General features: G+C 47.0%; 18 protein-coding genes. 12 read left to right on the top strand and 6 right to left on the bottom strand.

The window, feature by feature from the left end; all coding sequences use genetic code 11:
- Nucleotides 1-50: 50 nt before the first annotated feature.
- The 3 genes from SSED_RS14795 to lolE all read left to right on the top strand — a co-directional run bounded on the left by SSED_RS14795 (nt 51) and on the right by lolE (nt 3,360).
- Complete coding sequence (locus SSED_RS14795) at nt 51-1,283, top strand: lipoprotein-releasing ABC transporter permease subunit (RefSeq protein ID WP_041422204.1); 1,233 nt, start codon at nt 51-53, stop codon at nt 1,281-1,283.
- A gap of 125 nt (nt 1,284-1,408) precedes the next feature.
- Nucleotides 1,409-2,104, top strand: coding sequence for a lipoprotein-releasing ABC transporter ATP-binding protein LolD (lolD, locus tag SSED_RS14790; RefSeq protein ID WP_012143167.1), 696 nt, complete (start codon nt 1,409-1,411; stop codon nt 2,102-2,104).
- On the top strand, nt 2,101-3,360 hold the full coding sequence (gene lolE / locus SSED_RS14785) for a lipoprotein-releasing ABC transporter permease subunit LolE (protein ID WP_012143166.1): 1,260 nt from the start codon (nt 2,101-2,103) through the stop codon (nt 3,358-3,360). Before lolD ends, lolE begins: the two co-directional genes overlap by 4 nt.
- 164 nt (nt 3,361-3,524) lie before the next feature.
- Here the strand turns inward: lolE and SSED_RS14780 are convergent, their stop codons facing one another.
- Nucleotides 3,525-4,031 carry a DUF2062 domain-containing protein gene (locus tag SSED_RS14780; RefSeq protein ID WP_041421717.1) on the bottom strand — a complete coding sequence of 169 codons (507 nt, stop codon included), beginning with the start codon at nt 4,029-4,031 and terminating at the stop codon, nt 3,525-3,527.
- 31 nt (nt 4,032-4,062) lie between these two features.
- On the opposite strand from SSED_RS14780, the gene SSED_RS14775 reads away from it, so the two are divergent.
- Genes SSED_RS14775 through SSED_RS14760 form a run of 4 tightly spaced genes read left to right on the top strand, consistent with a single transcriptional unit; the run spans nt 4,063 to nt 9,442 of the window.
- Nucleotides 4,063-6,366, top strand: a complete 2,304-nt coding sequence (locus SSED_RS14775) for a DNA internalization-related competence protein ComEC/Rec2 (RefSeq protein WP_012143164.1) — start codon at nt 4,063-4,065, stop codon at nt 6,364-6,366.
- Nucleotides 6,367-6,398: 32 nt separating this feature from the next.
- Nucleotides 6,399-8,213 carry a lipid A export permease/ATP-binding protein MsbA gene (gene msbA, locus SSED_RS14770; RefSeq protein ID WP_012143163.1) on the top strand — a complete coding sequence of 605 codons (1,815 nt, stop codon included), beginning with the start codon at nt 6,399-6,401 and terminating at the stop codon, nt 8,211-8,213.
- Nucleotides 8,214-9,227 (top strand): tetraacyldisaccharide 4'-kinase, encoded by a 1,014-nt coding sequence (gene lpxK, locus SSED_RS14765; protein WP_012143162.1) that lies wholly within the window; start codon nt 8,214-8,216, stop codon nt 9,225-9,227.
- Nucleotides 9,228-9,259: 32 nt separating this feature from the next.
- Nucleotides 9,260-9,442, top strand: a complete 183-nt coding sequence (locus SSED_RS14760; protein WP_012143161.1) for a Trm112 family protein — start codon at nt 9,260-9,262, stop codon at nt 9,440-9,442.
- A gap of 108 nt (nt 9,443-9,550) precedes the next feature.
- On the opposite strand, the gene SSED_RS14755 is transcribed toward SSED_RS14760, so the two are convergent.
- The 5 genes from SSED_RS14755 to SSED_RS14735 all read right to left on the bottom strand — a co-directional run bounded on the left by SSED_RS14755 (nt 9,551) and on the right by SSED_RS14735 (nt 19,853).
- Nucleotides 9,551-10,414, bottom strand: a complete 864-nt coding sequence (locus SSED_RS14755) for an MBL fold metallo-hydrolase (RefSeq protein ID WP_012143160.1) — start codon at nt 10,412-10,414, stop codon at nt 9,551-9,553.
- A gap of 138 nt (nt 10,415-10,552) precedes the next feature.
- A complete protein-coding gene (locus tag SSED_RS14750) occupies nt 10,553-13,636 on the bottom strand; it encodes an efflux RND transporter permease subunit (protein ID WP_012143159.1) in 3,084 nt (1,027 codons plus the stop codon).
- Nucleotides 13,633-16,896 (bottom strand): efflux RND transporter permease subunit, encoded by a 3,264-nt coding sequence (locus SSED_RS14745; protein ID WP_012143158.1) that lies wholly within the window; start codon nt 16,894-16,896, stop codon nt 13,633-13,635. The genes SSED_RS14750 and SSED_RS14745 overlap by 4 nt, the downstream gene beginning before the upstream one ends.
- Before the next feature lie 13 nt (nt 16,897-16,909).
- A complete protein-coding gene (locus SSED_RS14740) occupies nt 16,910-18,001 on the bottom strand; it encodes an efflux RND transporter periplasmic adaptor subunit (RefSeq protein ID WP_012143157.1) in 1,092 nt (363 codons plus the stop codon).
- Nucleotides 18,002-18,566: 565 nt separating this feature from the next.
- Nucleotides 18,567-19,853: a citrate synthase gene (locus SSED_RS14735; protein ID WP_012143156.1), complete on the bottom strand. Its 1,287-nt coding sequence runs from the start codon at nt 19,851-19,853 to the stop codon at nt 18,567-18,569.
- A gap of 408 nt (nt 19,854-20,261) precedes the next feature.
- Here SSED_RS14735 and sdhC point away from each other — a divergent pair, with 408 nt between their 5' ends.
- From sdhC to sucA, 5 genes are all read left to right on the top strand, one after another.
- A complete protein-coding gene (sdhC, locus tag SSED_RS14730) occupies nt 20,262-20,657 on the top strand; it encodes a succinate dehydrogenase cytochrome b556 subunit (RefSeq protein WP_086022450.1) in 396 nt (131 codons plus the stop codon).
- Nucleotides 20,651-20,998 carry a succinate dehydrogenase, hydrophobic membrane anchor protein gene (gene sdhD, locus SSED_RS14725; protein ID WP_012143154.1) on the top strand — a complete coding sequence of 116 codons (348 nt, stop codon included), beginning with the start codon at nt 20,651-20,653 and terminating at the stop codon, nt 20,996-20,998. The genes sdhC and sdhD overlap by 7 nt, the downstream gene beginning before the upstream one ends.
- Nucleotides 20,999-22,765 (top strand): succinate dehydrogenase flavoprotein subunit, encoded by a 1,767-nt coding sequence (gene sdhA / locus SSED_RS14720; protein WP_012143153.1) that lies wholly within the window; start codon nt 20,999-21,001, stop codon nt 22,763-22,765.
- A 10-nt stretch (nt 22,766-22,775) separates the two neighbouring features.
- Entirely contained in the window at nt 22,776-23,483 is a 708-nt protein-coding gene (locus SSED_RS14715) for a succinate dehydrogenase iron-sulfur subunit (RefSeq protein ID WP_012143152.1), read from the top strand.
- Between the two features lie 179 nt (nt 23,484-23,662).
- Nucleotides 23,663-26,485: a 2-oxoglutarate dehydrogenase E1 component gene (gene sucA / locus SSED_RS14710; RefSeq protein ID WP_012143151.1), complete on the top strand. Its 2,823-nt coding sequence runs from the start codon at nt 23,663-23,665 to the stop codon at nt 26,483-26,485.
- Nucleotide 26,486: the final 1 nt, after the last annotated feature.

The following is a 26,486-nucleotide window of genomic DNA, read 5'->3' as shown; positions in this document are numbered from 1 at the left end:
CATCTTAATGATTTAGCAAGGCTCTATAGTTAATGAGTCTGTGGGCAACTATGAATTTTGCGTTATCTGCACATATTGGGTTCCGTTATTGGCGAGCCAGAAAGGCCAATACGTTTGCCTCCTTCATCACATTTTTTGCCGTTTCGGGGATTTTACTCGGCGTGGCCGCACTCATTATTGTCAGCTCTGTGATGAATGGACTCGAGGGGCAATTGAAGCAAAGAATATTGGGTGCCGTTCCTCAGTTAACTGTGCATGCAAGTCAACCTCTAACCGATTGGGAAAAGCAGGTTCAAGGATTAAAAAACTTACCCGGAGTGTTGGGGGCGACCCCGAGTATTTCGACCCAGGCCATGGTTCAGTCGCAAACGAATATCAGTGCCGTTCAGGTATACGGTATCTATCCTGCTTATGAGCAAGAATTATTAAGAACAATGAAACGAAGTTTCAATGGCAGCTTCGATAAGTTAGAACCCAGACAATATCGCGTCATCCTTGGCGCAGAATTAGCCAGACGATTAGATGTTGTAGCCGGCGATACGGTGAGGCTCCTTAGCGGTGAAGGTGTGGTGTATTCGCCGTTAGGCCCCGTGCCGAGTCAGAGAAAGTTCATTGTAGCCGGCGTATTTGAGATGGGCTCACAAGTCGACGCCAATCTTGCCTATGTTCATTATGAAGATGCGCAGCGGCTGATGCGACAAAAATCCGGTGAGATAAAACATCTCAGGCTCTATCTTGTCGATCCCTTCAATGCCGTCAGTTTAACCTCTAAAGTTGTCGAGCAGTTCGAAAATCAAGGTATTGAGGTTACAACATCCGATTGGCGAGAGTCCTACGGCCACCTATTCAGTGCAGTTAAGATGGAAAAAAATATGATGTCACTGATGCTGAGCCTTATTATTGCCGTTGCGGCTTTCAATATCGTCTCGGCGTTAGTCATGATGGTTGTCGATAAAACAACCGATGTGGCCGTATTAAAAACCCAGGGGTTGTCGACATTGACCGTGATGGGGATATTTATGATCCAAGGGTCATTGAATGCCATTCTGGGACTGATATCCGGTTTGTTGGTTGGTATCGGTTTATCGCTTAATCTCAATAGCATACTGAACACGCTTGGGATCTCAGTATTAGGTGCGGGCCAGTCATTGCCAGTGCAGATTGAGTGGACACAATTGGGCTGGATTGTTGTCGGAACCTTGATCATTACCTTTTTAGCCACCGTTTACCCGGCGCTGAGAGCCGCTGGGGTACAACCTGCCAGCGCATTAAGATACGAATAGGTAATGCTTTTCAGGTAAATAGTTTTTAAGTAAATAGTTTTAATCAAGAGTTAACAATCACATTCAGTGCTGGCAATAAAACCATATTGGCAGTGCGTTAGATACGATTAGATGAGTAATAAAATATGCAAGAGCTACTGTTAGAAGTCAAAGGGGTGAGTAAAAGGTATCACGAAGGGAGTGTCGATACTCAAGTGCTCAACTCTGTAGACCTGCAAGTGTTCAAGGGAGAACAGCTCGCTATCGTAGGCACGTCAGGTTCGGGTAAGAGTACTTTACTGCATATCATGGGGACGTTAGACAGCCCAACGAGTGGCAGCGTGAACATGTTAGGCGAGGATCTATATGCTCTTACGGCTCGCCGTCAGTCAGCTATCCGTAATCAGGATTTAGGCTTTATCTATCAGTTTCATCACCTGCTCCCTGAATTTACCGCCCTGGAAAATGTCTCTATGCCAGCCCTGATACAGGGAAGAAACAAGAAAGAGGTCGAGTCTGAAGCTAAGGCCTTGCTTGAGAGGGTGGGGCTGGGGCATCGATTAGCACATACCCCATCAGAGATGTCCGGTGGTGAGCGGCAGCGTACGGCTATTGCCAGAGCATTGATTAACAAGCCTAAGTTGGTACTCGCTGACGAGCCGACCGGTAATCTGGATGCCAGTAGCGGCGAAGCCGTTTATGAACTGATTCAAGAGCTCGCCACCCAATTAGGTACGGCTTTTGTGGTGGTGACTCATGATACCAAGCTTGCAGCGCGGATGGACAGGCAGGTCCAGATGAAGGATGGTGTTTTGCTCAACGGTGAAGGAATATCTTCATGAGTCAGCTGCTCTCTTTCTGGGTTGGCTGGCGCTTTTATCTGGCTCGCCAGTCTAATCGATTCATCAGTTTTATCTCCTTTGCTTCGACAGCGGGTATCGCCTTAGGCGTTGCGGTGTTGATTATCGTGCTCTCTGCGATGAACGGTTTTGAGAGTGAACTCGAAACAAGGTTACTCGGTGTAGTTGCACACGCCGAGTTGAGCGGCGTCAATGAGCCGATACATAGTTGGCAAGCTATCGCTGATGATGCTAATAAGATCCCCGGCATTGTGGCGGCGGCCCCCTTTATACGACTTCAAGGCTTGGTTCAGAAGCCGGGAGGGTTTCAAGGATTAAGCATTCTGGGAATCGATACCATCGAAGAGGCGAAGGTATCAAAAATTTCTGAATTTATGTCGACATCGACATGGTCCAAATTGGCTCAACATGATGCGAATAATATTGTATTAGGCAAGAGTCTGGCCGAATCTTTAGGGTTAGATGTCGGCGACGCCCTAAGTTTATATATGCCTGATATCAGTGGTAAAAACAGAAGCGGCTCTCGAATTGGTGCAGCAAAAAGTTATCGATTTACCGTTGCAGGCGTGTTTGAACTCGGTGGGTCATTGGATCTCACCACCGCCTATATTCCTATGCAATATGCCGCTTCAATACTGAAAATGGGCGACGATGTATCAGGTGTCAGAATCAAAACACAGCAGGTATTCGATGCGCCAAGATTGATCAGAGAACTGGGTTACAGCCAGGAGCAATACCTCTACCTCAATGATTGGACCCGTACTCAGGGAAATCTGTATCAGGATATTCAGCTGGTGCGCGGCGTTATGTATCTGGTACTGGCGCTCGTAATCGCGGTTGCCTGTTTTAATATCGTATCGACCTTAGTGATGGCCGTGCGTGATAAGCAGTCTGAAATTGCCATCTTGCTCACTATGGGGATGAAGCGTATTTCAATCATGAATATCTTTATCGTGCAGGGAGCGCTGAATGGTCTTTTAGGCTGTGTTATCGGTGGAGGGCTTGGTGCCATTATTGCTGAAAATCTCAGCGTTATCGCCAAGGCAATCGAAGATGTTTTGGGCATTCAGTTGCTATCTGCAGATGTCTATTTTATCGATTTTCTGCCTTCACAGCTGCATCTGTCAGATGTGACTTTAGTGATATTACTGGCCTTCATCATGAGTCTCATCGCGACACTCTATCCTGCCTGGAAAGCCAGTCAAACCGCTCCAGCACGCGCATTAGCGGGCAGATAGATCACGGCATAGAAGATTGATAATTCGGGGCGTCACATCTGTGTGATGCTCCCGCATTCCTCTCCCCCGCAATATCCTTTCTTGCTTCTTGCATCTTTATCGAGGTTAAGGCTGAAAGAGTCTGAATCAAACTGTCAATTAGTCTTGGCGTGGCTCTGTTGAGCTTAATTTTTGCGCTTGATCCATTTAAACAATATGGAATATTTCCACAGCGTTTTTATTAAGAAGAAGCCTACGATAGCGAAAATCGTCCCCAGAACCAGACAGCCTAAAAGAAATGGAGGGCCGATAGTCGAGATTGACGCTTCTACCCATTGCCAGTTGGCTTCGAAAGCAAAATCTTGCGTGGGGTGGTTAAGAAGCTTGGCACCTAGTAGGTAAGCGGCGTAGAACATAAATGGCATAGTGAACGGATTAGTGATCCAAACCAAGGCTACGGCAATAGGAATATTGCAGTTAAAGATGATCGCTAATGCTGCAGCGAGCACCATCTGAAATGGCATAGGTATCCATGCTACAAACAAACCTACCGCAAATGCCGCCGGCGCAGAACGTCTGTTTAGCGCCCATAAGTTAGGCTTGTGGAGCCACTTTCCAAACATCTGCAAATGCTTGTGATTCTGCAGAGTTTCGGGTTTTGGCATAAACTTTTTGATGATTTTTTTTGGCATAAATTGTTATTGCTGTCTTAACTTATTCAGTATGAACCGATTTATGTTTGGCTTCAGTGCCATAATTCTCAGTGCGATGCTATGGCCGTCACTGCCACCTCTACTCTTGCTTCCCGCATTTGTGTTGAGCGGAACTATCTTGCTTAGGCGTCTGCCTATTATTGCAGGAGCGTTGCTGGCTGTCGCTTGGATATCAATCTATGCCCAGCAATTACTGACATGGGAACCGCTAAATACAGAGCAGAATCTCGTCGTGAGGGGCGAAATCATATCACTAGTTAGTCAAAACAGCGACTGGCTTAGTATGGATATTCGGTTGTTGAGATCAAGTTCGAGTGAATTATTGTCAAAAAACTTACGAATAAGTTGGAAGAAAGCACCCAAAATACAACTCGGAGAGATCTGGGAGTTTGAGATTAAAGCCAAGCCTATTACCAGTGTACTGAACCAAGGGGGATATAATCAGCAAAAAGCGCTTCTTAGTCGCCATATAGTGGGGAAGGGGAGTGTGCAAGGCGGGAGACGGTTGAGTGTCAGTCACTCGGTCAGAGCTAAAATCATCACAGAGCTTATGCCGCATCTTAGATTATTAGAGAGTGGCGATCTGATTTTAGCCCTATTACTCGGTGATAAGAGTCTTATCGCGAGTGACCGCTGGCATTCTCTGAGGGTTACGGGCTCCGGTCATTTAGTTGCTATCTCGGGCCTGCACCTTTCCGTTGTTGCCGCATGGGCTTTTATGGGGACATTTTCCCTGCTCAGTTATTGCTCGCCTCAGTTCGGTCGGCGTAACTTACTGCTTGCGGCTATGTTATCTGCAATCATTTGTACTATGTATGCCTACCTTGCCGGTTTTGCCTTGCCAACCCAGCGAGCGCTGGTGATGCTGCTGTTGTTACTGATACTAAGCACGATAAAACGATTTTCCTCGCCCTGGGAGCGGCTGTTAGCAGCGATGTTTCTGCTGTTACTCTTCGACCCTTTCTGCTGTTTGAGTGCCGGTTTTTGGCTCTCATTTTTAGCCTTATCGATTATTTTACTCACGATAAGTCGCACACAAGTATCAATTTCAAATATTAATACCGAGCACTCAAGGTGGCAGGGCTTTAGGCAAAAATTCACTCTTTTCTGGTCAATTCAATGGCGACTAAGCTTAGGTTTAGGGCTGTTACAAGCCCTGTTCTTTGGGGGCATGTCGCCTTATGGTTTATTGTTTAATTTTCTGTTTGTTCCCTGGTTCAGCATAGTGGTGATCCCTCTATCTATCCTGAGCCTTGTTATGTGGGGCGCAGCTATGGCTATAGGATTTGAGCTAAGTGGTATCTTCGCTATTGTCGATATCAGCCTGGCTCCAATGCTTTATGCTTTCACCATCTTCAAGCAGTTACCGTCGGCCTGGTTTCCTATCTCTGACAAGATGATTATGGCGTTTGCATTGGGCCTTATGGGCTTGTGGCTAATCACACATTCGATAAAAGTAAAGTGGAAGCTCGTCTCTTCAGTTTTTCTCTTGCCCGCGTTGTTAACCCTATGGAGTCGACTCGTACCTATGACTCATCATGAATGGCGAGTTCATCTGCTCGATGTCGGTCAGGGGCTCTGTGTTGTGATAGAAAAAACGGGTCGGGCATGGGTATACGATACCGGGGCGGCCTATGGTGACAATTTTAGCTATGCTGAACGGGTCATTCTTCCCTTCCTCTATTCCAGAGGGATAAGCGATGTAGATTATCTTGTGCTTAGCCACGGTGATAATGACCATGCCGGTGGTGCCAATAAACTCATTGAAGCATATCCAAGTGTCAAAGTGATCACCGATCTTGTTGAGTTTTCGGATATAAATTGTCGTCCAAAAGGGTTCAGCTGGTATGGACTAGAGATTAAAGTTTTAGGTCCGAAACAGGCCCAGGGAGGCAACGATGGTTCATGTGTATTGAGTGTGAGCGATGGCTATCACCGGTTGCTTCTGCCCGGAGATATTGAGGTGCGAGGCGAGTGGGCGATGCTAAATGAAGGTTTGTCATTACAAAGTGAAGTGCTTATCGCACCTCACCATGGAAGCAGAACCTCCTCTACTCAAGCATTTATCAAGAGTGTCTCTCCTGAGCTGGTATTATTCCCATCAGGGTTTAATAATCGCTATGGTTTTCCCAAGCAGGATGTCGTTAATCGATATAAACTGAGTGGAAGTGAGATGCTGATCTCGGGAAGAGAGGGACAAATCAGTGTGCTTTTTAACCACGAACCGCGGCAAATTAAATCATATCGAACAGATCTTGCGCCATTTTGGTACAACGGATTGTTTAGGTTTGGCGAGTTGGCCGATCCAGAGTAGAATGCTCGTTTTCCACTTCTATAGAAGCATCAATGACAGAATCAACTAAAAGTGAAGTTTGGACCGTTTTTAGACGGCTACTCGGTTACCTTAAGCCATTAAAGGCTGTTTTTGTTTTTGCCGTGCTTGGACTGGCAACATACGCACTTGTTGATGCGACATTCATTGCGGTCATAAAACCTTTTATCGATGAGGGCTTCGGTGGCCAGGCGGGTCAAGCAACTTCAAACATCAATACTTTAGATCTAGGTACGAGTGGCGGCTTTAATGCCGACAATGAAGTTCTCTTTTATGCCCCTTTTGTCGTGATAGGGCTCTTTACTCTGCGCGGTTTAGCTAACTTTGTCTCGACCTACAGTATCTCGTATATGAGTGCCAGACTCATTATGGACATGCGTCAGCAGGTATTCGAACATTATCTTACGTTACCGGTAAGCTATATGGACAGTGAGAATACAGGTAACCTCATCTCAAGAGTGACCTACGATACAGAGCAGATAGCCCGCGCGACAGGCAGTGCGATGATCACCATTATTCGTGACAGTATCACAGTGATTGGAATGTTGGGGATCATGTTTTATTACTCCTGGAAACTCTCGCTTTGTATCTTAGTCATTGGACCGATAATCGGTTATGTGATCGCTACGGTCAGCAAACGCTTCAGAAAAGTGTCTAAGAATATTCAGGCGGCAATGGGAAATGTCACCGCCGCCACAGAACAGATGCTCAAAGGGCATAAAAATGTGCTTTCATTCGGTGGGCAAGAAACCGAAGCTGCGCGTTTTTTGAAGGTCAACGATCAAAATCGTTATCAGACAATGAAGTTAGCGATGGCACAATCTGTAAGCCAGCCATTGGTGATGATCATTGGGTCATTTGCTTTAGCATTTGTCCTGTACGCAGCCAGCATAGATAGCCTCAAAGCTGAGCTAACCGCCGGAACATTCGCGACCATTCTCGGCGCCATGTTAGCCATGCTTCAACCGATTAAAAACTTAACGCGAGTCAATGCCGAATTCCAGCGCGGTATTGCGGCATGTACGACGGTTTTTGAGTTATTGGATACCTCTCCTGAGGTCGATAACGGGACCTACCAAGTTGAGAGAGTCCAAGGCGATCTCAGCTTTAATCAGGTTAACTTCAGCTATCCGGGGCAAGAAAAGGCTGCGTTGAAGGATATTAACTTTACCGTCGAACAGGGCAAAACTATTGCTCTGGTTGGGCGCTCCGGTTCCGGTAAATCGACCATCGCAAACTTAGTCACCCGTTTTTACACCGGGCTGAGTGAAGGCAAGATCACATTGGATGGCGTTAATATCGATGATTACACGCTCACCTGTTTGCGGGACCAGGTGGCATTGGTATCCCAGCAGGTGACGCTGTTTAACGACTCCATTGCGAATAACATTGCCTACGCTTATTCCGGCGAAGCGACGAAAGAGCAGATCATTGAGGCGGCGACATTAGCGCATGCGATGGAGTTTATCGAACAGTTGCCTGAAGGATTAGATACCCAAATTGGTGAAGACGGTGTGATGCTGTCCGGGGGACAGAGGCAACGTATCGCTATCGCGAGAGCCATCTTACGTAATTCACCGGTACTCATTTTAGATGAGGCAACATCGGCCCTCGATACCGAATCTGAGAAAGCGATTCAATTGGGACTGGATAATTTAAGACATAATCGCACCTCGATTGTGATTGCTCATCGCCTCTCTACCATTGAAAGTGCCGATCAAATCCTGGTTGTGGATCAGGGGCAGATTATTGAGCGTGGAGACCACCAATCACTGCTCGAGCAAGACGGCATGTACGCTAAGCTTTATCAGATGCAGTTCGGCAGCTAAATGCAGGCATTTGTAAATCGTTTATGGTATCCGAAAGGCTTTTTAGACACTCAGTCTAAAGGCCTTTTTTTGCTGTTAAAAATAATTCAGCTGCTGCTTTTGCCACTCTCTCTCCTGTTTGCAGCGATAACCGCTCTGCGTCGTAGCTTATTTAAGATAGGAATAAAAAAACAATCCAGATTACCTGTGCCTGTCATCGTTGTCGGCAATATTACGGTGGGGGGAAGTGGTAAGACCCCCACGGTTATCTATTTGGTTGAGCTATTAAGGCGACATGGGTACCAACCTGGGGTTATTAGTCGCGGATATGGGGTTAACTTTGAAGGGGTAAGAAGCGTATTACCTTCGATGGCGGCTCGGGATGTGGGTGATGAACCCGCCATGATCGTTGGCCGAACCGGAGTACCTATGGTGATAGGTCGCAATCGAATCGATGCGGGAGAGCACTTACTTACCCATTTCAATGTCGACGTCATCATCAGTGATGATGGGCTTCAACATTACGCTTTAGGGCGAGATATCGAGTTATTGATTTTAGATGGAGATCGACGCTTCGGAAACGGCTCACTATTGCCCGCAGGACCCCTTAGAGAGGGGCTGTGGCGCGTTAAAAAAGTGGATGCAGTCGTGGTCAATGGCGGTCAGAGTATTGAGGGGGAGCACGCTATGAGTCTGGTACCGAGTGCGTTAAAGCCTGTCACCCACTCTAATGAACAGCCTCCGGCTCTCAATGATGCTGTGGTTGCCATTGCCGGTATCGGTAATCCACAACGTTTTTTTACCTCACTGATTAACGCGGGTTTTAATTTAAATGGTGTTAAGGCATTTGAAGATCATCAAGCCTATTGCGAAGAGGAACTCACAGAACTCTGCGGTGATCTCCCCATCATAATGACTGAGAAAGATGCGGTTAAATGTCGCGATTTTGCAAAACAAAACTGGTGGTATCTTCCCGTTGATGCGAAGCTATCCTCAAATTTCGATCGGCTGATATTAGATAAACTAAAACGTTAGCAGTCGTCATATTTATACCAAAAGGAATAACAATGTCGTTTGATAAAAAACTGTTAGAGATCGTGGCTTGTCCTGTGTGTAAAGGTAAGCTTGATTATGAGAAGTCATCACAGCGACTGATTTGTAAGGCAGATCATCTGGCTTATCCGATCAATGATGGGATCCCAGTCTTACTGGAAAATAAAGCCGAACGCTGGCAAGAAGCCGAAGCTTAATTTATTTTATCGCGGCTTCGACATTTAGGTTATAAGAAAATAGGTCATAAGAAAAACGCCACTTTGATGGCGTTTTTGTATTTATAAGCTTAGTCGGTGCTCTCACCGTTAGCGCTTCAGTCCTTCGTACAAGGTGGCTATCCATTTATCTTCTGAAATAAACGACCAGCCCCAGTGTTTCCATTGCTCTGGTAGCCCCTTCTCTTGTACCTGCCGGAGTGTTGCTCCATCAGATAACTGACTCTCCATCCAATTAATCGATCCATCGATCATCTGCTTGAAGCGAATAAGATCGTCTTTAGTCGCAAGTCCACCATGTCCCGGGATCACCTTAGTCTGTGAGCCAATTTTGTCGATAACGATAGCCACATTGTCCCGGTATCCCATTACCGAGCCACCCGCTTTAAGGTCAATATAGGGGTACTTGTCTTTAAAGAACAGATCGCCCATATGGACCACACTGTTATCCGCCCAGAGCACAATACTATCGCCGTCGGTATGACCCGGCCCCATATGAAGCAGTTGTAAGCTGTCCCCATTGAAATGGATTGTGGTGCCCTCATGGTAAGTGATGCTGGGTAGGGCACTTGGCTGGTAGCTTGTGTTTGATGATAGGCGTTTAAGGACATTGTGATGAGCAAGAATTATCCCGCTTATACCGAAGAGGTTGTTACCTCCGGTATGGTCTCCATGATAGTGAGTATTAACCACGTACTTAGGTGTTCCGGGTTGTATACTCGACAGGGCAGCGGTGATCTTATCTGCCAGCGGGGCAAATTGATTATCAATAATGAGGATGCCGTCTTTACCGGCCGAGACGCCAATATTGCCACCTGAGCCGGTAAACATGTAACTCGTTTGCGTGAGCTTTTGTGGTGTGATGACAACATCCTTGAATCTGTCGTCATCGGCAAGGGTCGGGGAGGAGAGTAAACAGCTTATCGATAGCAATGTTAGTATTTTTGTTTTCATTGTCTCTGCCTTGAGCGATCTCTTTTCAGTCAGCTTACCATCAAATTAGGTTGTGCATACATTAAGTTAACAAATGTACGGCAATAAAAAAGGCTACTCTCGCAGCCTTTTATCCTCTTCATGGCATTCTTTTCAAGCCTATTGTGTCCATGGCAGCAGACGTCTGGATACGCGATCTGCCTGGCCCAGTTTAATCGCCGCACGGAATCGCATTCTGTATAGCGCCTGATAGCAAAGTGGAACCAGATATAAGCTGGTCACGGTTGAGAACGTCAATCCACCTATGATAGCAATGGCCATAGGTGAATATGATGGACCACCGCCACCGAGTTGAGTGTCTCCCATAGCCAGAGGTACGAGTCCGAGCACTGTCGTACCAACGGTCATTAATACAGGCCGCAGCCGCGAGTGACACACTTCACTGATGGTATCAGATAGCTTGTCTAAATCGGGTGAGAGCTGATTGATTTGGTCAACTAAAACGATGCCGTTGTTCACGACAATACCCATCAAGATTAAGATACCGATCATGGCCATAATAGACATAGGGGTTCCGGTAAACAGCAGTGCCCAAAAGACACCGGTTATTGAAAACAGAATAGAGGTGATAATTGCAGTTGGTAGCAGTAAAGATTCAAACAGGGCCGCCATAACGATGTAGATCATGGCAATCGCAAGCAGCATATTCGTCGCCATTACCGCCTCATCTTCATCTTGTTTCTGAAAACCGCCCCTGAGGGAGTAGCCGTATCCAGCCGGAAAGTTTATCGTCTCCAACGCCTGAGTTATCTTCTCCTGGGCTTCCTCTGTGGTTAGGTCATCCAGGTTGGCTCCGATCGATAGCGCCGTTTGTCTGTCGTAGTGTCTGATGGTGTCAAATCGAGGCAATATCTCAATTTTAGCCAAACTGTCCAGAGTGTAGACACGGTTATCAATTCTGATCACCGGCAGTTGTTTGAGCTTCTCAAGCGACAGGCGCCATTGTTGCTCGAACGACATCTCGATACGCAGTTCTCCATTGGGATCGTGACGGAAAGAGCGTAGCTGCGTCCCACGAAGCGCCATAGAGATACTCGAGGCGACTTCATTGAGCTTAAGGTCTAGCCTGGCAGCCATCTCACGATCGACACGGATAACCACCTCCTGCTGTGCACCGCTGAGCTCAGATCTAACATCGGTTAACCCCTCTATCGAAGAAAGTAACGGGATCACCTGTTCACTTAACTTAATCAGATCGCTGGTGGAGCGGCCCGTTAGCGATACCCTGAGTCCATTGTTGTCACTGCCCCAGCCAAATTGAGGTTTGGCAATCGAAAACTTCGGAAAGCCTTCTCGTATGCTTTTCTTCAGGGCTTTCATGTCGATCTCAACATCTTCATTGAGGATCAGGGTAGATTGGCCACGGTCGGCCGAGAAGTAGCTGTAAACAGAATCTATCTGAAATTTATCTTGATTGGCATAAAGGTAATCTTCCATCTTGGTGATCATGGCTTCGGTGACATCCAGACTATGACGCCCTTCGACCTGATAATTGATGTAGAGTTTGTTGTTTCCCTCACCGTCAGATTGATCTTGCTTAACCATGTTGAGTGGCAATGCCGTCGATGCGAGCATGCACAGGGCTATGACGCCTGATATGCGCGGGTGGGATAAAATCCATTTCAGGCTGCGATGATAATAGCTTCGCAACTTACTCTCTCTCTTCTGAGTATCTATTTCGAAATGCATACGACTCAGCATGAGTGGCAGCAGGGTTTTAGCCACTAACAGAGAGGCGGCGAGAGAGATACAGATAGCGATTGCCACATGCTCGAGAAAGATAGTCAGTTCGACCTTCACACCGAAGATATTGGGCAGGAACACGATAGCGGTCGTGAGTGTACCGGCGAGCACCGCAAGGGCGACTTTATCGACCCCGGTGAGCACTGCATCATCGTCTTGCTCGTCACAAGAGTCGGTACTTTGTCCCAGAGATTGTCCCTTGGCTTGTGCCTGTTTCTCCTGCAATACACTCTCAGTCACCACCACGGCGTTATCGATAAGCATGCCCACGGCCAGGAGCAAACCCATCATAGAGAGAATATTCAGGCTGTAGCCAAGCAGATACATGGCCGCAAGTGTCATACATATAGAGATTGGCACAGAGGTCACGACAACCAAGGTCATTTTCAGATTGCGTAGAAACAGATAGAGCACGGCAAATGACAACAGGGCACCGATTAGGCCAGCTGTGAGCAGGTCTTCCAGTGAAGAGGTGACGCCATAGGCCTGATCTTCCATTACATACAGTTTGATGCCTTGAAACTGTTGATCTTTCTTCGCATTCTCGATGACTTTCATCACGCGTTTTGAGACTTCGACCAGGTTGGCACCGGACTCCTTAAACACATCGAGACCGACGGCGTAGTTTTGATCTAAGTGACGACCATCCAGTCGCTCCGGCAGGGAGAAGCTGACCGTGGCGATATCGCCTAAGGTCACGCCCGGAGTAAGGACTAAGTTGCTAATCTCATCGAGGTTTCTGAACTCTCCTTTAGGCGAGACCTGATAGACGCGGGAATCGGTTCTCAATATTCCGGCGCTGATGACAAAGTTTTCCTGTTGCAGCCTGCGTGTCAGGGCTTGGATCGAGATGTTACTCGCAGATAATTTATCGGCATTAACTCGTATCTCTATCTGCTTCTGCTCGACGCCATAGAGCGTTACTTGAGACACGCCCTCGACACGCTCAAGCGGACGCTTGAGCTGCTTGTCGAGGAGATCGAATGCCCCGGAAAGCTCGCGGTCACTGGATATTCTTAAGTTAAGCACCGGCATATCGGCGGTAGAGAACTGTCTGATAAAGACGCGTTCAACGTCTTTAGGTAGCAGATGTCTTACTGCATCGATTTTCTCTCTCGCTTCCAGGCTTTTAGTGGCGACGTTCTGACCCCACTTCATTCTTAGCTCAATCTCTGCGCCATTTTGTGAAGAGCTGGATCTCAGCTCTTCGATCCCACCCATGGTCGCTAAAGACTCCTCCAGCACGCTGGTAATGTCTCGTTCAACTTCGGCAGGGGTCGACCCCTTGTAAGGCACCTCAATATTCACCTGAGGCATGTCGATACCGGGAAACATCTCGAGTGGTAATAACCGGCTGGAAGCGAGACCGAACAGTAAGATGGCCACGAAAAACATGCTGGTGGTCACGGGCCTCTTAATGGCTAAACGGGTTAAGTTCATGCCTGACCTCCCACAGTTGCAACCTCTGGGTTAGTGTCGCTCTTCTTCACCTTGAACTCTTTGCGGTCGAAAAGCGCATACAGTACAGGGATAACCACTAAGGTGAGCAGGGTTGACAGCGTCAGGCCAAAGATCACGGTAATGGCCATTGGTGCGCGAACCTCAGACCCATCTCCAAGACCGAGAGCCATAGGCGATAAACCCAGTGCCGTCGTTAATGTCGTCATGATAATCGGGCGAAGGCGTGATTTTGCCGCTTCTGAAATGGCATTCATCTTATCGCGCCCCTCCTGCCTGAGTTGGTTAATCCTGTCGACCAGAACGATGGCATTATTCACCACAATACCCGCGAGCATGATAAGACCGATAAACACTACGACACTTAAGTGAGTCTGAGTGATATAGAGTCCGAACACACTACCTCCAACCGCCATAGGTACCGCAATAAGAATAAGCAGTGGGTGCAATAATGATTCAAACTGACTCGCCATGACGAGATAAACTAAGAACACGGCCAACACGAGTGCGATTTGCAGCGATTGGAAAGAGTGCTCCATCTCCTCGTTCTGGCCACCGAAGCGGGCCTGAATCGAAGTCGGTAATGTCTGCTGAGCCAGAATATCTCTGGCTTCCAAAACGGCTTCGTTAAGATCGCCATAGGCCAGGTTAGCGGAGACTATCGCCACTCTTTGCTGGCTGATACGGTTGATCGCCGATGGACCTAACTTCAATGAGACATCGGCCACGGCGCTCAGAGCAATAGGATGACTGCTATCAGGGTTAACAATCATTGAGTCGATGTCGCTTATCTGATCGCGCTCTTCGATTGCACTTCTGACCAAGATGTCGATCTTACGATCTCTCACCGTATATTGGCTGGCGATGGTGCCACCGATGCGTTGTGCGATTCGGTTTGCAACCGTGGGTGCATCCATTCCCAGCGCGGCTAACCGTTCATGGTCAAAACGAATGCTAAGCTCAGGTTGACCGTCACGCAGACTGGTATTGATATCGGCAAATCGGTCAGAGTCGGAGAGGGCATCGACCAGATTATCGGCGGTATTTTTAAGCTGAGCCAGATCATAGCCGATCAACTCTATCTCTAACGGCGTCTTAAAGCTAAATAGCTCAGGATGTTGAATTTGAGCCTCCAGCTCCGGGATACGCATCGCGGTTGTACGCAATACCGTAGCCACGGCATCAAAGGCGCTATGATCGGCGAGTACGACCTGTAGGCGTCCCCAATTTTCACCACCACGAGAAGTGTCTGACGTCATTAAGCCGCCGCTACCCGCTTGGCTATAAGCGTGTTTAACATCTTCCCTGTCTTTAATCGATAGGGCTAGTTTGCGCAATACCCTGTCTGTTTCAGAGACTTCAGTTCCTGGCGGTAATAAAACTTCGACATAGAATTCACCCTGATTCATCGGTGGGATCAGTTCCATTCCCAATTTAGGCAGCAGTGAGGCTGCACCGAGGGTGACCAGAATTGCGATACTCATTGTCAGCACTTTAAATTTAAGCGCCTGAGCAAGAAGAACATGATAGACAGACTCTAATTTATGGTAGAGCCAGTTGAAACCGAAGCTAAGCGGGCGCATAACCAGACCAGTTACCCAGGAGACGAAGCGACCGATAAGCAGGGCCAATGTCAGTAATAGACTTGGCAGATAGCTAAACAGCAGAACAAACGGGAAAGAGAACACGGTTGCACTGTAGTGCTTGATCTTGGCGACCCGGGTTTCCGGCTTAGGTTTGACTGTTTTTTCGACCAATGGTGGCAGTGCCTTAAATCCTTCGCGGGATGCCAGCATAGGAATGGTGGTTAATGCCACGAGCAGAGAGGCTAACAGTGCGAAGGTGACGGTCAATGCCTGATCCGAAAACAGTGCCCCGGCCACGCCGTCGACGAAGACCAGTGGAACAAACACGGCCAATGTTGTCAGCGTCGAAGCGAAGATGGCCCCGGCGACCTCTTTGGTTCCTGTTACTGCCGCATCGAGTTTATTCATGCCAAGGGAGCGGCATCTATCGATATTCTCGAGGACCACAATGGCATTGTCGACCAATAAACCAACCGCAAGCGCTATGCCTCCCAGGGACATGATATTTAAACTGATGTCAGCGAAATACATCATGTTGAAGGTAGCAATAACCGAAAAGGGTATCGAGATTGAAATGATCAATGTTGGAATGATATCTCTCAAAAATAGATAGATAATTAACATCGATAGCAAGCTACCGATCAAGGCCGCAGAGGTGACTTCACTGACGGCACTTTCGATAAATTCTGATTGATCGTAAATAACCTTGAGTTCAGACTTGCTGCCCTCTTCATTTAACTTTTCAAGTGCAGCGGTGACTTTACGGGCAACGGCCACGGTGTTTGAGTCACCCTCTTTGTAGATAGCGAGTTCAATCGATTCCTGATCACCGATGCGGGTAATGTCGTTACGCTCTTTGTGTGCGTCGACAATTTCGGCGACTTCGAACAGTCGAACTAATGTCTGCGCGTCACGATACACGACGATTTGGCCTAACTCTTCGAGGGAGTTGAACTGATTTAGCGTTCTGACCAGATATTCTTTATCCCCCTGGATCACTTTACCTGCCGAGAGGTTAATATTTTCTTCGGCGATACGGTTGCGGATAAGTGCCGCATTTAAATTAAGTTGAGTCAGTTTTTCCTGATTAAGTTGAATGTGAACTTCTTGCTGTAACCCACCGGATAACCTGACAGCAGCCACACCAGTTAATGACTCTAACTGACGTTTAAGCTCCTCTTCAGCGTAGGTACGCATCTGTTTAAGCTCGGTATCGCTTGCATCGGGTACCGAAAGGGCCAGACGAACGATAGGATCCAGATTTGGGTTAAAGCGTAGTAGTAGCGGCTTCTTAACGTCCAGAGGTAACTCAATCGTATCGATTTTTTCCCTCACATCCAGACTGGCCATATCCATGTCGGTGCCCCACTCGAACTCGAGTACGACATCTGACATGCCGGAGCGGGAGATGGAACTGATCTTACGCAGCCCCTTTACGATACCGGCCGACTCTTCGATAGGTTTTGAAACCAGCTGTTCGACTTCAACAGGAGCCGCGCCGATATACTGGGTTCGGATTGTAATGGTGGGGTAGCTCAGATCCGGCAGCAGCTTTACCGCCAAGCGAGAGAAACCAACCATACCGAACAAGATAACGGCAAACATGAACATCCATACGGTGACAGGTCGGTTTACTGATGTTTTTATAATAGACATAGACCTTGCTCCGTTATTTAGTTGCAGATGCTAAGTCTAATGAACCAATCACTTCGACAAGGGATTGATCTTTCAGGTTCTGGTGGCCTCGAATGACGATCTGCTCACCGGGTTCGATACCTGCGACTATCTCTACGGTATCGGCCTCACGATAACCTAACGACACTGCGCGACGATTCGCGTTATCACCATCAATCACATACAGGGCAAACTCATTATCCTGATTGACCACGGCGTTATATGGCACGGTGATCACATTATTGTGTGTGTCATACCTAAGCTCAACACGTGTGAACATGCCGGCTTTTAGGGTGGCATTTTGGTTTGGTACCGACAGGGTCACTTTGAACGTGCCACTTTGAGCATCGACGACCGGACTGATACGAAGCACTTTGGCATGCACCGTTTTAGCTGTGTGCTCGTTGGCAAAACTATTTGCAAAGAGTTGGGCGTCTTGTCCTAAGCGAAGACTCTGTAGTTGTTGCTCGGGTAGGTGAACGATGCCATAGAGTTCATCCTGATTCACAACATAAAACAGTTCATCAAACTCTTTGGCCATATTGCCGGCTTTTACAAATCGCGTCGCTATCACACCATCGATAGGGGAGCGAACCATACTTTCCTGAACCTGAAGTGCGGCTAAATCTCGTTTGGCGATAGCGGCTTGCAGGTTGTACTCGAGCTTGGCCATAGAGTCCGCGCTGAAAAATTCCTTGTTGCTCATCTTTTTAAGCCGGTTTAGCTCTTGCTCGATAATTTCAACTTCGGCTTGTGAACGGGCAAGTTCAAATCTCTGTCTCTTAGCATCGATAACAGCAAGGAGCTGCCCCTTGGTGACCCGGTCGCCCTCTTCAACGTTAATACTCTCGATTAAACCGGAAATACGTGTGACAACGTTAGCTTCTTGTGGTGCTTCTAAGGTCGCAGTCGTACTGTAAAATGAGGAGACATCACCCTGGATGACGGTTGTCGTTTCAACCGGTACCGCATATTTTTCCTCTTCCTTAACTTCCTCTTCTGCACCACAGGCACTTAATACGGCAGCTAATAGCAGTGGAAGGGCGATTTTGAAACAGTTATTAGCGCGTTTGTTTAGAGAGTCCATGTAAGTTTACCTATGTTTTTTGATCCAATTAACATCAATATTGCACAAGTTGTGCCAAGGTTTATAATCTTTATTATTCAGTAGGTTAAGTTCTGAGGTTGAGCGTGGGTTAACTCGATTACAAACTTTGTAGCGAAAATGTTTAAAAAATGATGTTTTTGACTATAGAGAGATCTACGCGTAAATGGATGACTGAAATAATTCTAATTGCAACAAAATGTAGCTGAGTAGGATGGGTGGGCAGAAAACGAGAGAGAAAGGGGAGATGGATCCGTTTCATTGAGAGGCATTAATTACCAACGAGCATGGCTTCACGGTCACTCATCCGGAGATGAAGGGGGTTGGTGGTTAAGGCATTACTGAGTTCAGCTGGAAAGGTTCGCTATTTAAGATGCTGTCATATGGGATGTCGAATTGGATGCTAAGGCGTAATATGATTTTGACCGCAAAGGAATCGAGCGCTTAGGTGACAATGTCGCTCGCATCGAGCATACACCAGATACAAAAAAGGCACTCGATGAGTGCCTTTTTTCAGTTTCTAGGTTCTAGCTCCTAGAAACTTCCATTAACGATTCTCTTTTGAAATAAAATCACGCTCTGCTGCACCGGTGTAAAGCTGACGAGGTCGGCTGATCTTATGACCAGGCTGATCCAGCATCTCTTTCCAGTGAGCAATCCAACCGACAGTACGCGCAAGTGCGAATAGTACGGTGAACATGCTGGTTGGAATACCGATAGCCTTCATGATGATGCCTGAATAGAAATCAACATTTGGATACAGCTTCTTAGAGACGAAATATTCATCTTCAAGGGCAATACGCTCGAGTTCCATAGCTACATCAAGTAGTGGATCGTTAACTTTCAACTCACCTAAGACTTCATGACAGGTCTCACGCATCACTTTAGCTCGCGGATCGAAGTTCTTGTAAACGCGATGTCCGAAGCCCATCAGACGGAAAGGATCTTCTTTATCCTTGGCTCGTGCAATAAACTCAGGAATACGGTCAACACTGCCGATCTCTTCCAACATCTTCAGACATGCTTCGTTTGCGCCGCCGTGAGCGGGTCCCCATAGTGATGCGATACCCGCTGCAATACATGCAAATGGGTTGGCACCTGAAGAACCGGCCAGACGAACGGTAGAGGTCGATGCATTTTGCTCGTGATCGGCATGCAGAATAAAGATGCGATCCATAGCGCGTTCGACGATTGGATTAACTTTGTACTCTTCGCAAGGTACAGCAAACATCATGCTGAGGAAATTACCTGCGTAGCTCAAATCATTACGTGGATAAACGAATGGTTGGCCGATTGAGTACTTGTAGCACATGGCTGCGATTGTCGGCATTTTTGAGACAAGACGGAATGCAGCGATTTCGCGGTGACGCTCATCGTTGACATCCAAAGAGTCTTGATAAAATGCAGATAACGCTCCGGTGACACCACAAAGCATTGCCATGGGGTGAGCATCACGTCTGAAGCCTCGGAAGAAGGCTGCAAGCTGTTCGTTCACCATAGTATGGTTTTTTACAGTATGACAAAACTTTTCATACTGAGTTTTAGATGGTAACTCTCCGTAGAGAAGCAAATAACACAGATCTAAATAATCTGAATCAACGGCTAGTTCACCGATAGGGTAACCGCGATGAAGCAGTATCCCCTGGTCGCCATCGATGTAGGTAATTGCTGATTCACAGGAAGCTGTTGCGAGAAATCCTGGATCAAAGGTAAAGTGACCTTTACTACCTAGCTTACTGATGTCAATAACATCAAATCCCGCCGTGCCCTTTTTGACTGGCAGATCGATTGATTCATTCCCTGGTAGTTCCAATTTGGCTATATTATCAGCCATACCCGTTCTCCTTACTTCATTCTTATGTGAGTGCGGCTTATCAACGACAATACTTTACAGTGAATCTAGATCACATTTCAATTTAAATAAGTGTTTAAATTCGTTAGACCATGGTCTTATTTTGCTCAAACCCCATGCTAGAACAGCAGCTTGGCAGATTTTTTTACCAAAAAAACAAAATTTGCATAATGTGATGTTTGTATTTGACATTTGCCCCTTGTATACTTGCTTCGGCTCTACAGAGCTGCATTCATTACTATTTAGTTAATACTTTTTTACATGCTTAATTAGTGAGATCTAAATTGTTAATCGTTTGTTTAAACTTTTCTTTTGCGCAGACCTCGATCGTGACCTGTGTCACAGTTGAAAATTGAACGAAAGCGTTTCGTATAACAAAAATATAGCTCAATAGAGCAGAGTGAGCAGAACGTGAAAAAGCAAAGACCTGTCCATTTAGATCTGCAGACCATTCGCTTCCCTGCAACAGCGATTGCGTCCATTCTTCACCGTGTATCCGGTGTCATCATGCTGTTTGCTGTCGGTATTCTAATCTGGTTGTTAAATGAATCTTTAGCATCCCCAGAGAGTTTCGCAGCGACACAATCTCTTTTTGATAATTTGTTGGTTAAGTTTGTCATATGGGGAATTCTTACCGCTCTTGGTTATCACCTTATCGTTGGCGTTCGCCATCTGATAATGGATACCGGACGCTGGGAAGAGTTGGCCTCTGGCATCGCTTCAGCAAAAGCCGCGTTTGCACTGTCAATCGTGTTTTCAATCATAGTGGGGATTTGGGTATGGTAACTAACGCAGCAAGTCTTGGTCGCAGCGGTGTCCATGACTTTATTCTTATACGTGCAAGTGCAATTATCCTAACCTGTTACACCATCTTCCTGGTTGGATTCGTTGCGTGTAGCTCTCCACTGACTTACGACGCATGGCATGGTTTATTCAGCACATTGTCGATGAAAGTCTTTACCTTGCTAGCCCTGGTCTCAGTGTTAATTCACTCGTGGATTGGCATCTGGCAGGTACTGACCGACTATGTCAAGCCACTGGCTCTACGTGGTGTACTTCAGTTTGTTTTTGTCGTAGCGGCCTTCTCTTATTTGGCGGCAGGCATTTTGATAGTGTGGGGTGTTTAAGTGAGTATTCCAGTTCGCGAATTTGATGCAATTGTTATCGGCGCCGGTGGCGCGGGTATGCGAGCCGCATTACAGATTTCTAAAGAAGGTAAGAGCTGTGCGCTGTTATCTAAAGTATTCCCGACACGTTCTCATACGGTATCTGCGCAGGGCGGTATCACCGTTGCGTTAGGTAACGCCCATGAAGATCATTGGGAACAACATATGTACGATACGGTTAAAGGTTCCGATTTTATCGGTGATCAAGAAGCCATTGAGTTTATGTGTAAAACCGGCCCGGAAGCGGTTATCGAACTCGAACAGATGGGGCTACCTTTCTCTCGATTCGAAAATGGTAAAATTTACCAACGACCTTTCGGCGGTCAATCTAAAAACTTTGGTGGTGAACAGGCTGCACGTACCGCAGCAGCGGCTGACCGTACGGGTCATGCGCTTCTACACTGTCTTTACCAGCAAAATGTTAAGCACAAAACTGAAGTCTATTCAGAGTGGTACGCACTGGACTTAGTGAAAAACGAAGATGGCGCAATCGTCGGTTGTACTGCAATCGATATCGAAAGCGGTGAAATTGTTTACTTTAAAGCTAAGGCGACGGTACTTGCTACCGGTGGTGCAGGGCGTATCTTCGCGTCTACTACCAATGCTCATATTAATACCGGTGATGGTGTTGGCATGGCGATGCGCGCTGGCGTGCAGATGCAAGACATGGAGATGTGGCAGTTCCACCCAACCGGTATTGCCGGCTCGGGTGTACTTGTGACTGAAGGTTGTCGTGGTGAAGGCGGATACCTGCTGAACAAAGACGGCGAGCGTTTCATGGAGCGTTATGCACCTAATGCGAAAGATTTAGCATCTCGTGACGTGGTTGCACGTTCGATGATGACTGAGATCCGCGAAGGTCGTGGTCTCGATGGCCCATTAGGCCCACACTGTCTGCTTAAACTCGATCATCTGGGTAAAGAAACGCTCGAAGCGCGTCTTCCGGGTGTGTGTGAACTTTCTCGTACCTTCGCCCATATCGATCCTGCCGATGGTCCAATTCCAGTACTTCCGACTTGTCACTATATGATGGGTGGCCTACCGGCTAAAGTTAGCGGTCAGGTGATACGTAAGAATACAGATGGCAGCGAGAGTGACGTTACTGGTCTATTCGCCGTCGGTGAGATTGCCTGTGTATCTGTACACGGCGCTAACCGATTAGGTGGTAACTCACTGCTTGATTTAGTGGTCTTTGGACGCGCTGCGGGTCAACACTTAGGTAAAGCCCTGGATGAGACTGCAACACCGATTGATGCGACAGAGGCTGATATTGCTAAATCCCTTGAGCGTCTCAATCGTTGGGAAGGCAATAAAGACGGCGAAGATCCTGTTCAAATCCGTAAAGACCTGCAGCTTTGTATGCAGCTTAACTTCTCAGTATTCCGTCGGGGCGACGCGATGGCTGAAGGCTTGAAAGAGCTTAAAGCAATCCGTAAGCGTTTGGACAATGCGAAGCTGTCTGATAACTCAACCGAGTTCAATACTCAGCGTATTGAGTGTTTAGAGTTAGACAACCTGATGTCAACGGCGATAGCGACGGCCTATGCGGCAAACTATCGTACCGAGAGTCGTGGTGCGCACTCACGTGAAGATTATCTGGACCGTGATGATGAGAACTGGTTGTGTCATAGCCTGTTTGACCCTGCAACCGAAGAGATGGATCGACGACCTGTAAACATGGAGCCTAAGCTTCGTGATGCATTCCCGCCGATTAAGCGTACTTACTAAGGAAATTGAGATGAATTTGAATATCGCAGTTTATCGCTATAATCCTGATGTAGACGCTAAGCCTTACATGAAGGATTACACATTAGAAGTGGCTGAAGGTACCGATATGATGGTCCTCGATGCCTTGATTCTTCTAAAAGAGCAAGATCCAACGTTAGCTTTTCGCCGTTCATGCCGTGAAGGTGTGTGTGGGTCAGATGGCTTGAACATGAATGGTAAAAATGGTCTGGCGTGTATCACGCCAATCTCTACTTTTAAAGGTAAAAAACTAGAGATCAGACCACTACCGGGAATGCCCGTTGTTCGTGATGTTATTGTAGACTTATCACAGTTCTACAAGCAGTATGAGAAGATCAAGCCATACTTGATTAACGATGAAAAAACGCCGGCGCGTGAACATCTGCAATCTCCTGAACAGCGTGAACATTTAGATGGTTTATATGAATGTATCATGTGTGCTTGTTGTTCGACCGCTTGCCCATCTTTCTGGTGGAATCCTGATAAATTTATCGGTCCAAGCGGCTTATTGCACGCCTATCGCTTCCTGATCGATAGTCGTGATACAGCAACTGAAGAGCGTTTATCTGAACTCGATGATGCATACAGCGTATTCCGTTGTCACGGCATCATGAATTGTATTGATGTCTGCCCTAAAGGCCTTAATCCAACGAAAGCAATCGGACATATCAAGTCTATGTTGCTGAAGAGAGCGGTGTAAATGCAGGACATAGAGCTAACAGCAATAATAATATAGCTCGGATTGAGTCACTTCTCATTTGGGAAGTGGCTCTTTTATGTAAAGGAATTACCGTATGATTGTGTACCTCTTTGATTAAGTCAAAGAGTGCACATTTAAGACTTTGGCTAAACAGTGTATAAAGTTTGAAAGGAATAGAAATGCACCAAGGCATCATGAAAGCCTGGCTCGAATCATCACACCTAAGTGGTGCTAATTCGACCTATGTAGAAGAGATGTATGAAGCCTATCAAGAAGACCCTCAGTCTGTTTCCCAAGACTGGCAAGTGGTGTTTGATAACCTCCCTTACGCGAATGGCACGTCGAAAGATGTGCCCGAAGCAGCTCACTCTAAAGTACGTGATTATTTTCGTAGTTTAGCGCTCGAAGGTCGTCAGACGGGCTCTGCCCGAGTGACAGATCCGGAAGTTGATGCTAAGCAAGTTAAAGTCCTACAGATGATCAACGCTCATCGATTCCGTGGTCACCAGAATGCTAATTTAGATCCTCTGGAGCTTTGGAAGCGTGATCAGGTATCTGAACTGGATCCAGCCTTCCATGGTTTAACTGGCGAAGATATGCTGCGTGAATTCAATACGGGTTCATTTGCTCATGGTGGTGATACCATGCAGCTTGGCGAACTTGTTAAAGCCCTTAAAGCGACATATTGTGGCTCTATCGGTGCTGAATACATGCACATTACCGATACCGATGAGAAACGCTGGATACAGCAAAGGTTAGAACCTTCTTTAGGTAGAGCTCATTACGACAAATCCATCAAAACACGTATCTTAGCCGGCTTAAATGCCGCCGAAGGTATGGAGAAATATCTGGGGGCTAAGTTCCCCGGTGCAAAACGTTTTTCACTGGAAGGTGGCGATGCGTTAGTACCTATGATGCGTGAGATTATCTATCGCGCAGGTGAAGCCGGAACTAAAGAAGTGGTTGTGGGTATGGCTCACCGAGGCCGACTGAACCTACTTATCAACGTGTTAGGTAAAAAGCCTTCAGAATTGTTTGATGAATTCGCGGGAAAACACAGTGATGAACTTAATGGTTCAGGCGATGTTAAATACCACCAAGGTTTCTCATCAGACTTTGAAACGCCGGGCGGAAACGTTCACCTTGCATTGGCGTTTAACCCGTCGCATCTGGAGATCGTCAACCCGGTTGTTATGGGCTCAGTTCGCGCTCGACTCGATCGCCACGGCTGTGAAGAAGGCCTTAAAGTATTACCAATCACTATTCATGGTGATTCTGCCATTACCGGTCAAGGCATAGTACAAGAGACATTTAACATGTCTCAAACTCGTGGCTTCAAAGTGGGCGGAAGCATTCGAATCGTAATTAATAACCAAGTTGGTTTTACGACTAACCTAACCGAAGATGTGCGTTCGACAGAATACTGTACCGATATCGCTAAGATGGTGCAGGCACCTATCTTCCACGTTAATGCCGACGATCCCGAAGCGGTTGCCTTCATCTCTCAGCTTGCCGTCGATTATCGAAACGAATTTAAGCGTGATGTGGTTATCGATCTGGTTTGTTACCGCCGCCATGGTCATAACGAAGCGGATGAGCCCAGTGCGACTCAACCATTGATGTACGCTAAAATTAAGAAGCATCCTACGCCTCGTAAAATTTATGCCGATCGATTGATTGCCGAGCAGACCTTAGGTGCCGATGACGTCACCTCTATGGTCAACGATTACCGAGATGCGCTGGATCACGGTGATTGTGTCGTGTCTGAATGGCGTCCGATGACATTGCATTCGGTTGACTGGTCTCCTTATATCAACAGAGAGTGGGATGAAGATTATCCGGCTCAGATGTCGATGGAGAGAATCAAGAATTTAGCCGAGAAGATCAGCTATGTTCCTGAAGGTCATAAGCTTCAGTCCCGTGTAGCCAAGATCTACAAAGATCGAGCCTTGATGGCTAGTGGTGAAAAACTCCTCGATTGGGGTTTTGCCGAGACTCTGGCTTACGCGTCGATTGTTGAAGATAAGAAACGTATTCGTATTACCGGTCAGGATTCCGGTCGTGGTACCTTCTTCCATCGTCATGCGGTTCTGCATAATCAAAATGATGCGACGGCATATTTGCCACTTCGCAACATTGCCGATGAGCAGGGTCCCATCGATATTACTGACTCAGTCCTGTCTGAAGCCTCTGTATTGGCGTTCGAATATGGTTACGCTACCGCAGAGCCAGGTGGATTAACACTTTGGGAAGCGCAATTTGGTGACTTTGCCAACTGTGCTCAAGTGGTTATCGATCAGTTCCTGTCATCGGGTGAGCAGAAGTGGGGCCGTTTATGTGGTCTGACTATGTTACTGCCTCATGGCTACGAAGGTCAGGGACCGGAGCACTCGAGTGCCCGACTGGAGCGATTCCTACAGCTTTGTGCTAATCACAACATGCAAGTCTGTGTGCCTTCTACTCCGGCGCAGGTTTACCATATGTTGCGTCGTCAGGTTGTCAGGCCTATGCGACGTCCGCTCGTTGTGATGTCTCCTAAGTCACTGCTACGTCATCCATTGGCGGTATCTAGCATGGAAGAGCTTGCCGAAGGCAGCTTCCAGAACATCATCCCTGAGATGGAAAGCTTAGATAATACAAACGTTGACCGTGTGGTTTTCTGTAGTGGTAAAGTTTACTTCGAACTATTAGAAAAGCGTCGCAAAGAGAATGTGACTAATGTCGCCCTTGTTCGTGTGGAGCAGTTATATCCGTTCCCTCATGAAGATATGGAGACGATTTTAGCCGATTATCAGCACGTCAAAGATTTTGTCTGGTGCCAGGAAGAGCCTCAAAACCAAGGCGCCTGGTACTGCAGTCAGCATCATTTCTGGAGCTCAATTCCAGCAGGTGCCCAGCTAACTTATGCCGGACGTGAAGCATCTGCTGCACCGGCCTGTGGTTACCCGGCATTGCATGCTCAGCAACAAGAGTCTTTGATTAATAGCGCATTAAAACTGTAGT

It is taken from the genome of Shewanella sediminis HAW-EB3 (genome assembly GCF_000018025.1).
Lineage (GTDB): Bacteria > Pseudomonadota > Gammaproteobacteria > Enterobacterales > Shewanellaceae > Shewanella > Shewanella sediminis.
Note: the sequence above shows the minus strand (reverse complement) of the source record. Positions and strands in the feature narration are given on the sequence as shown.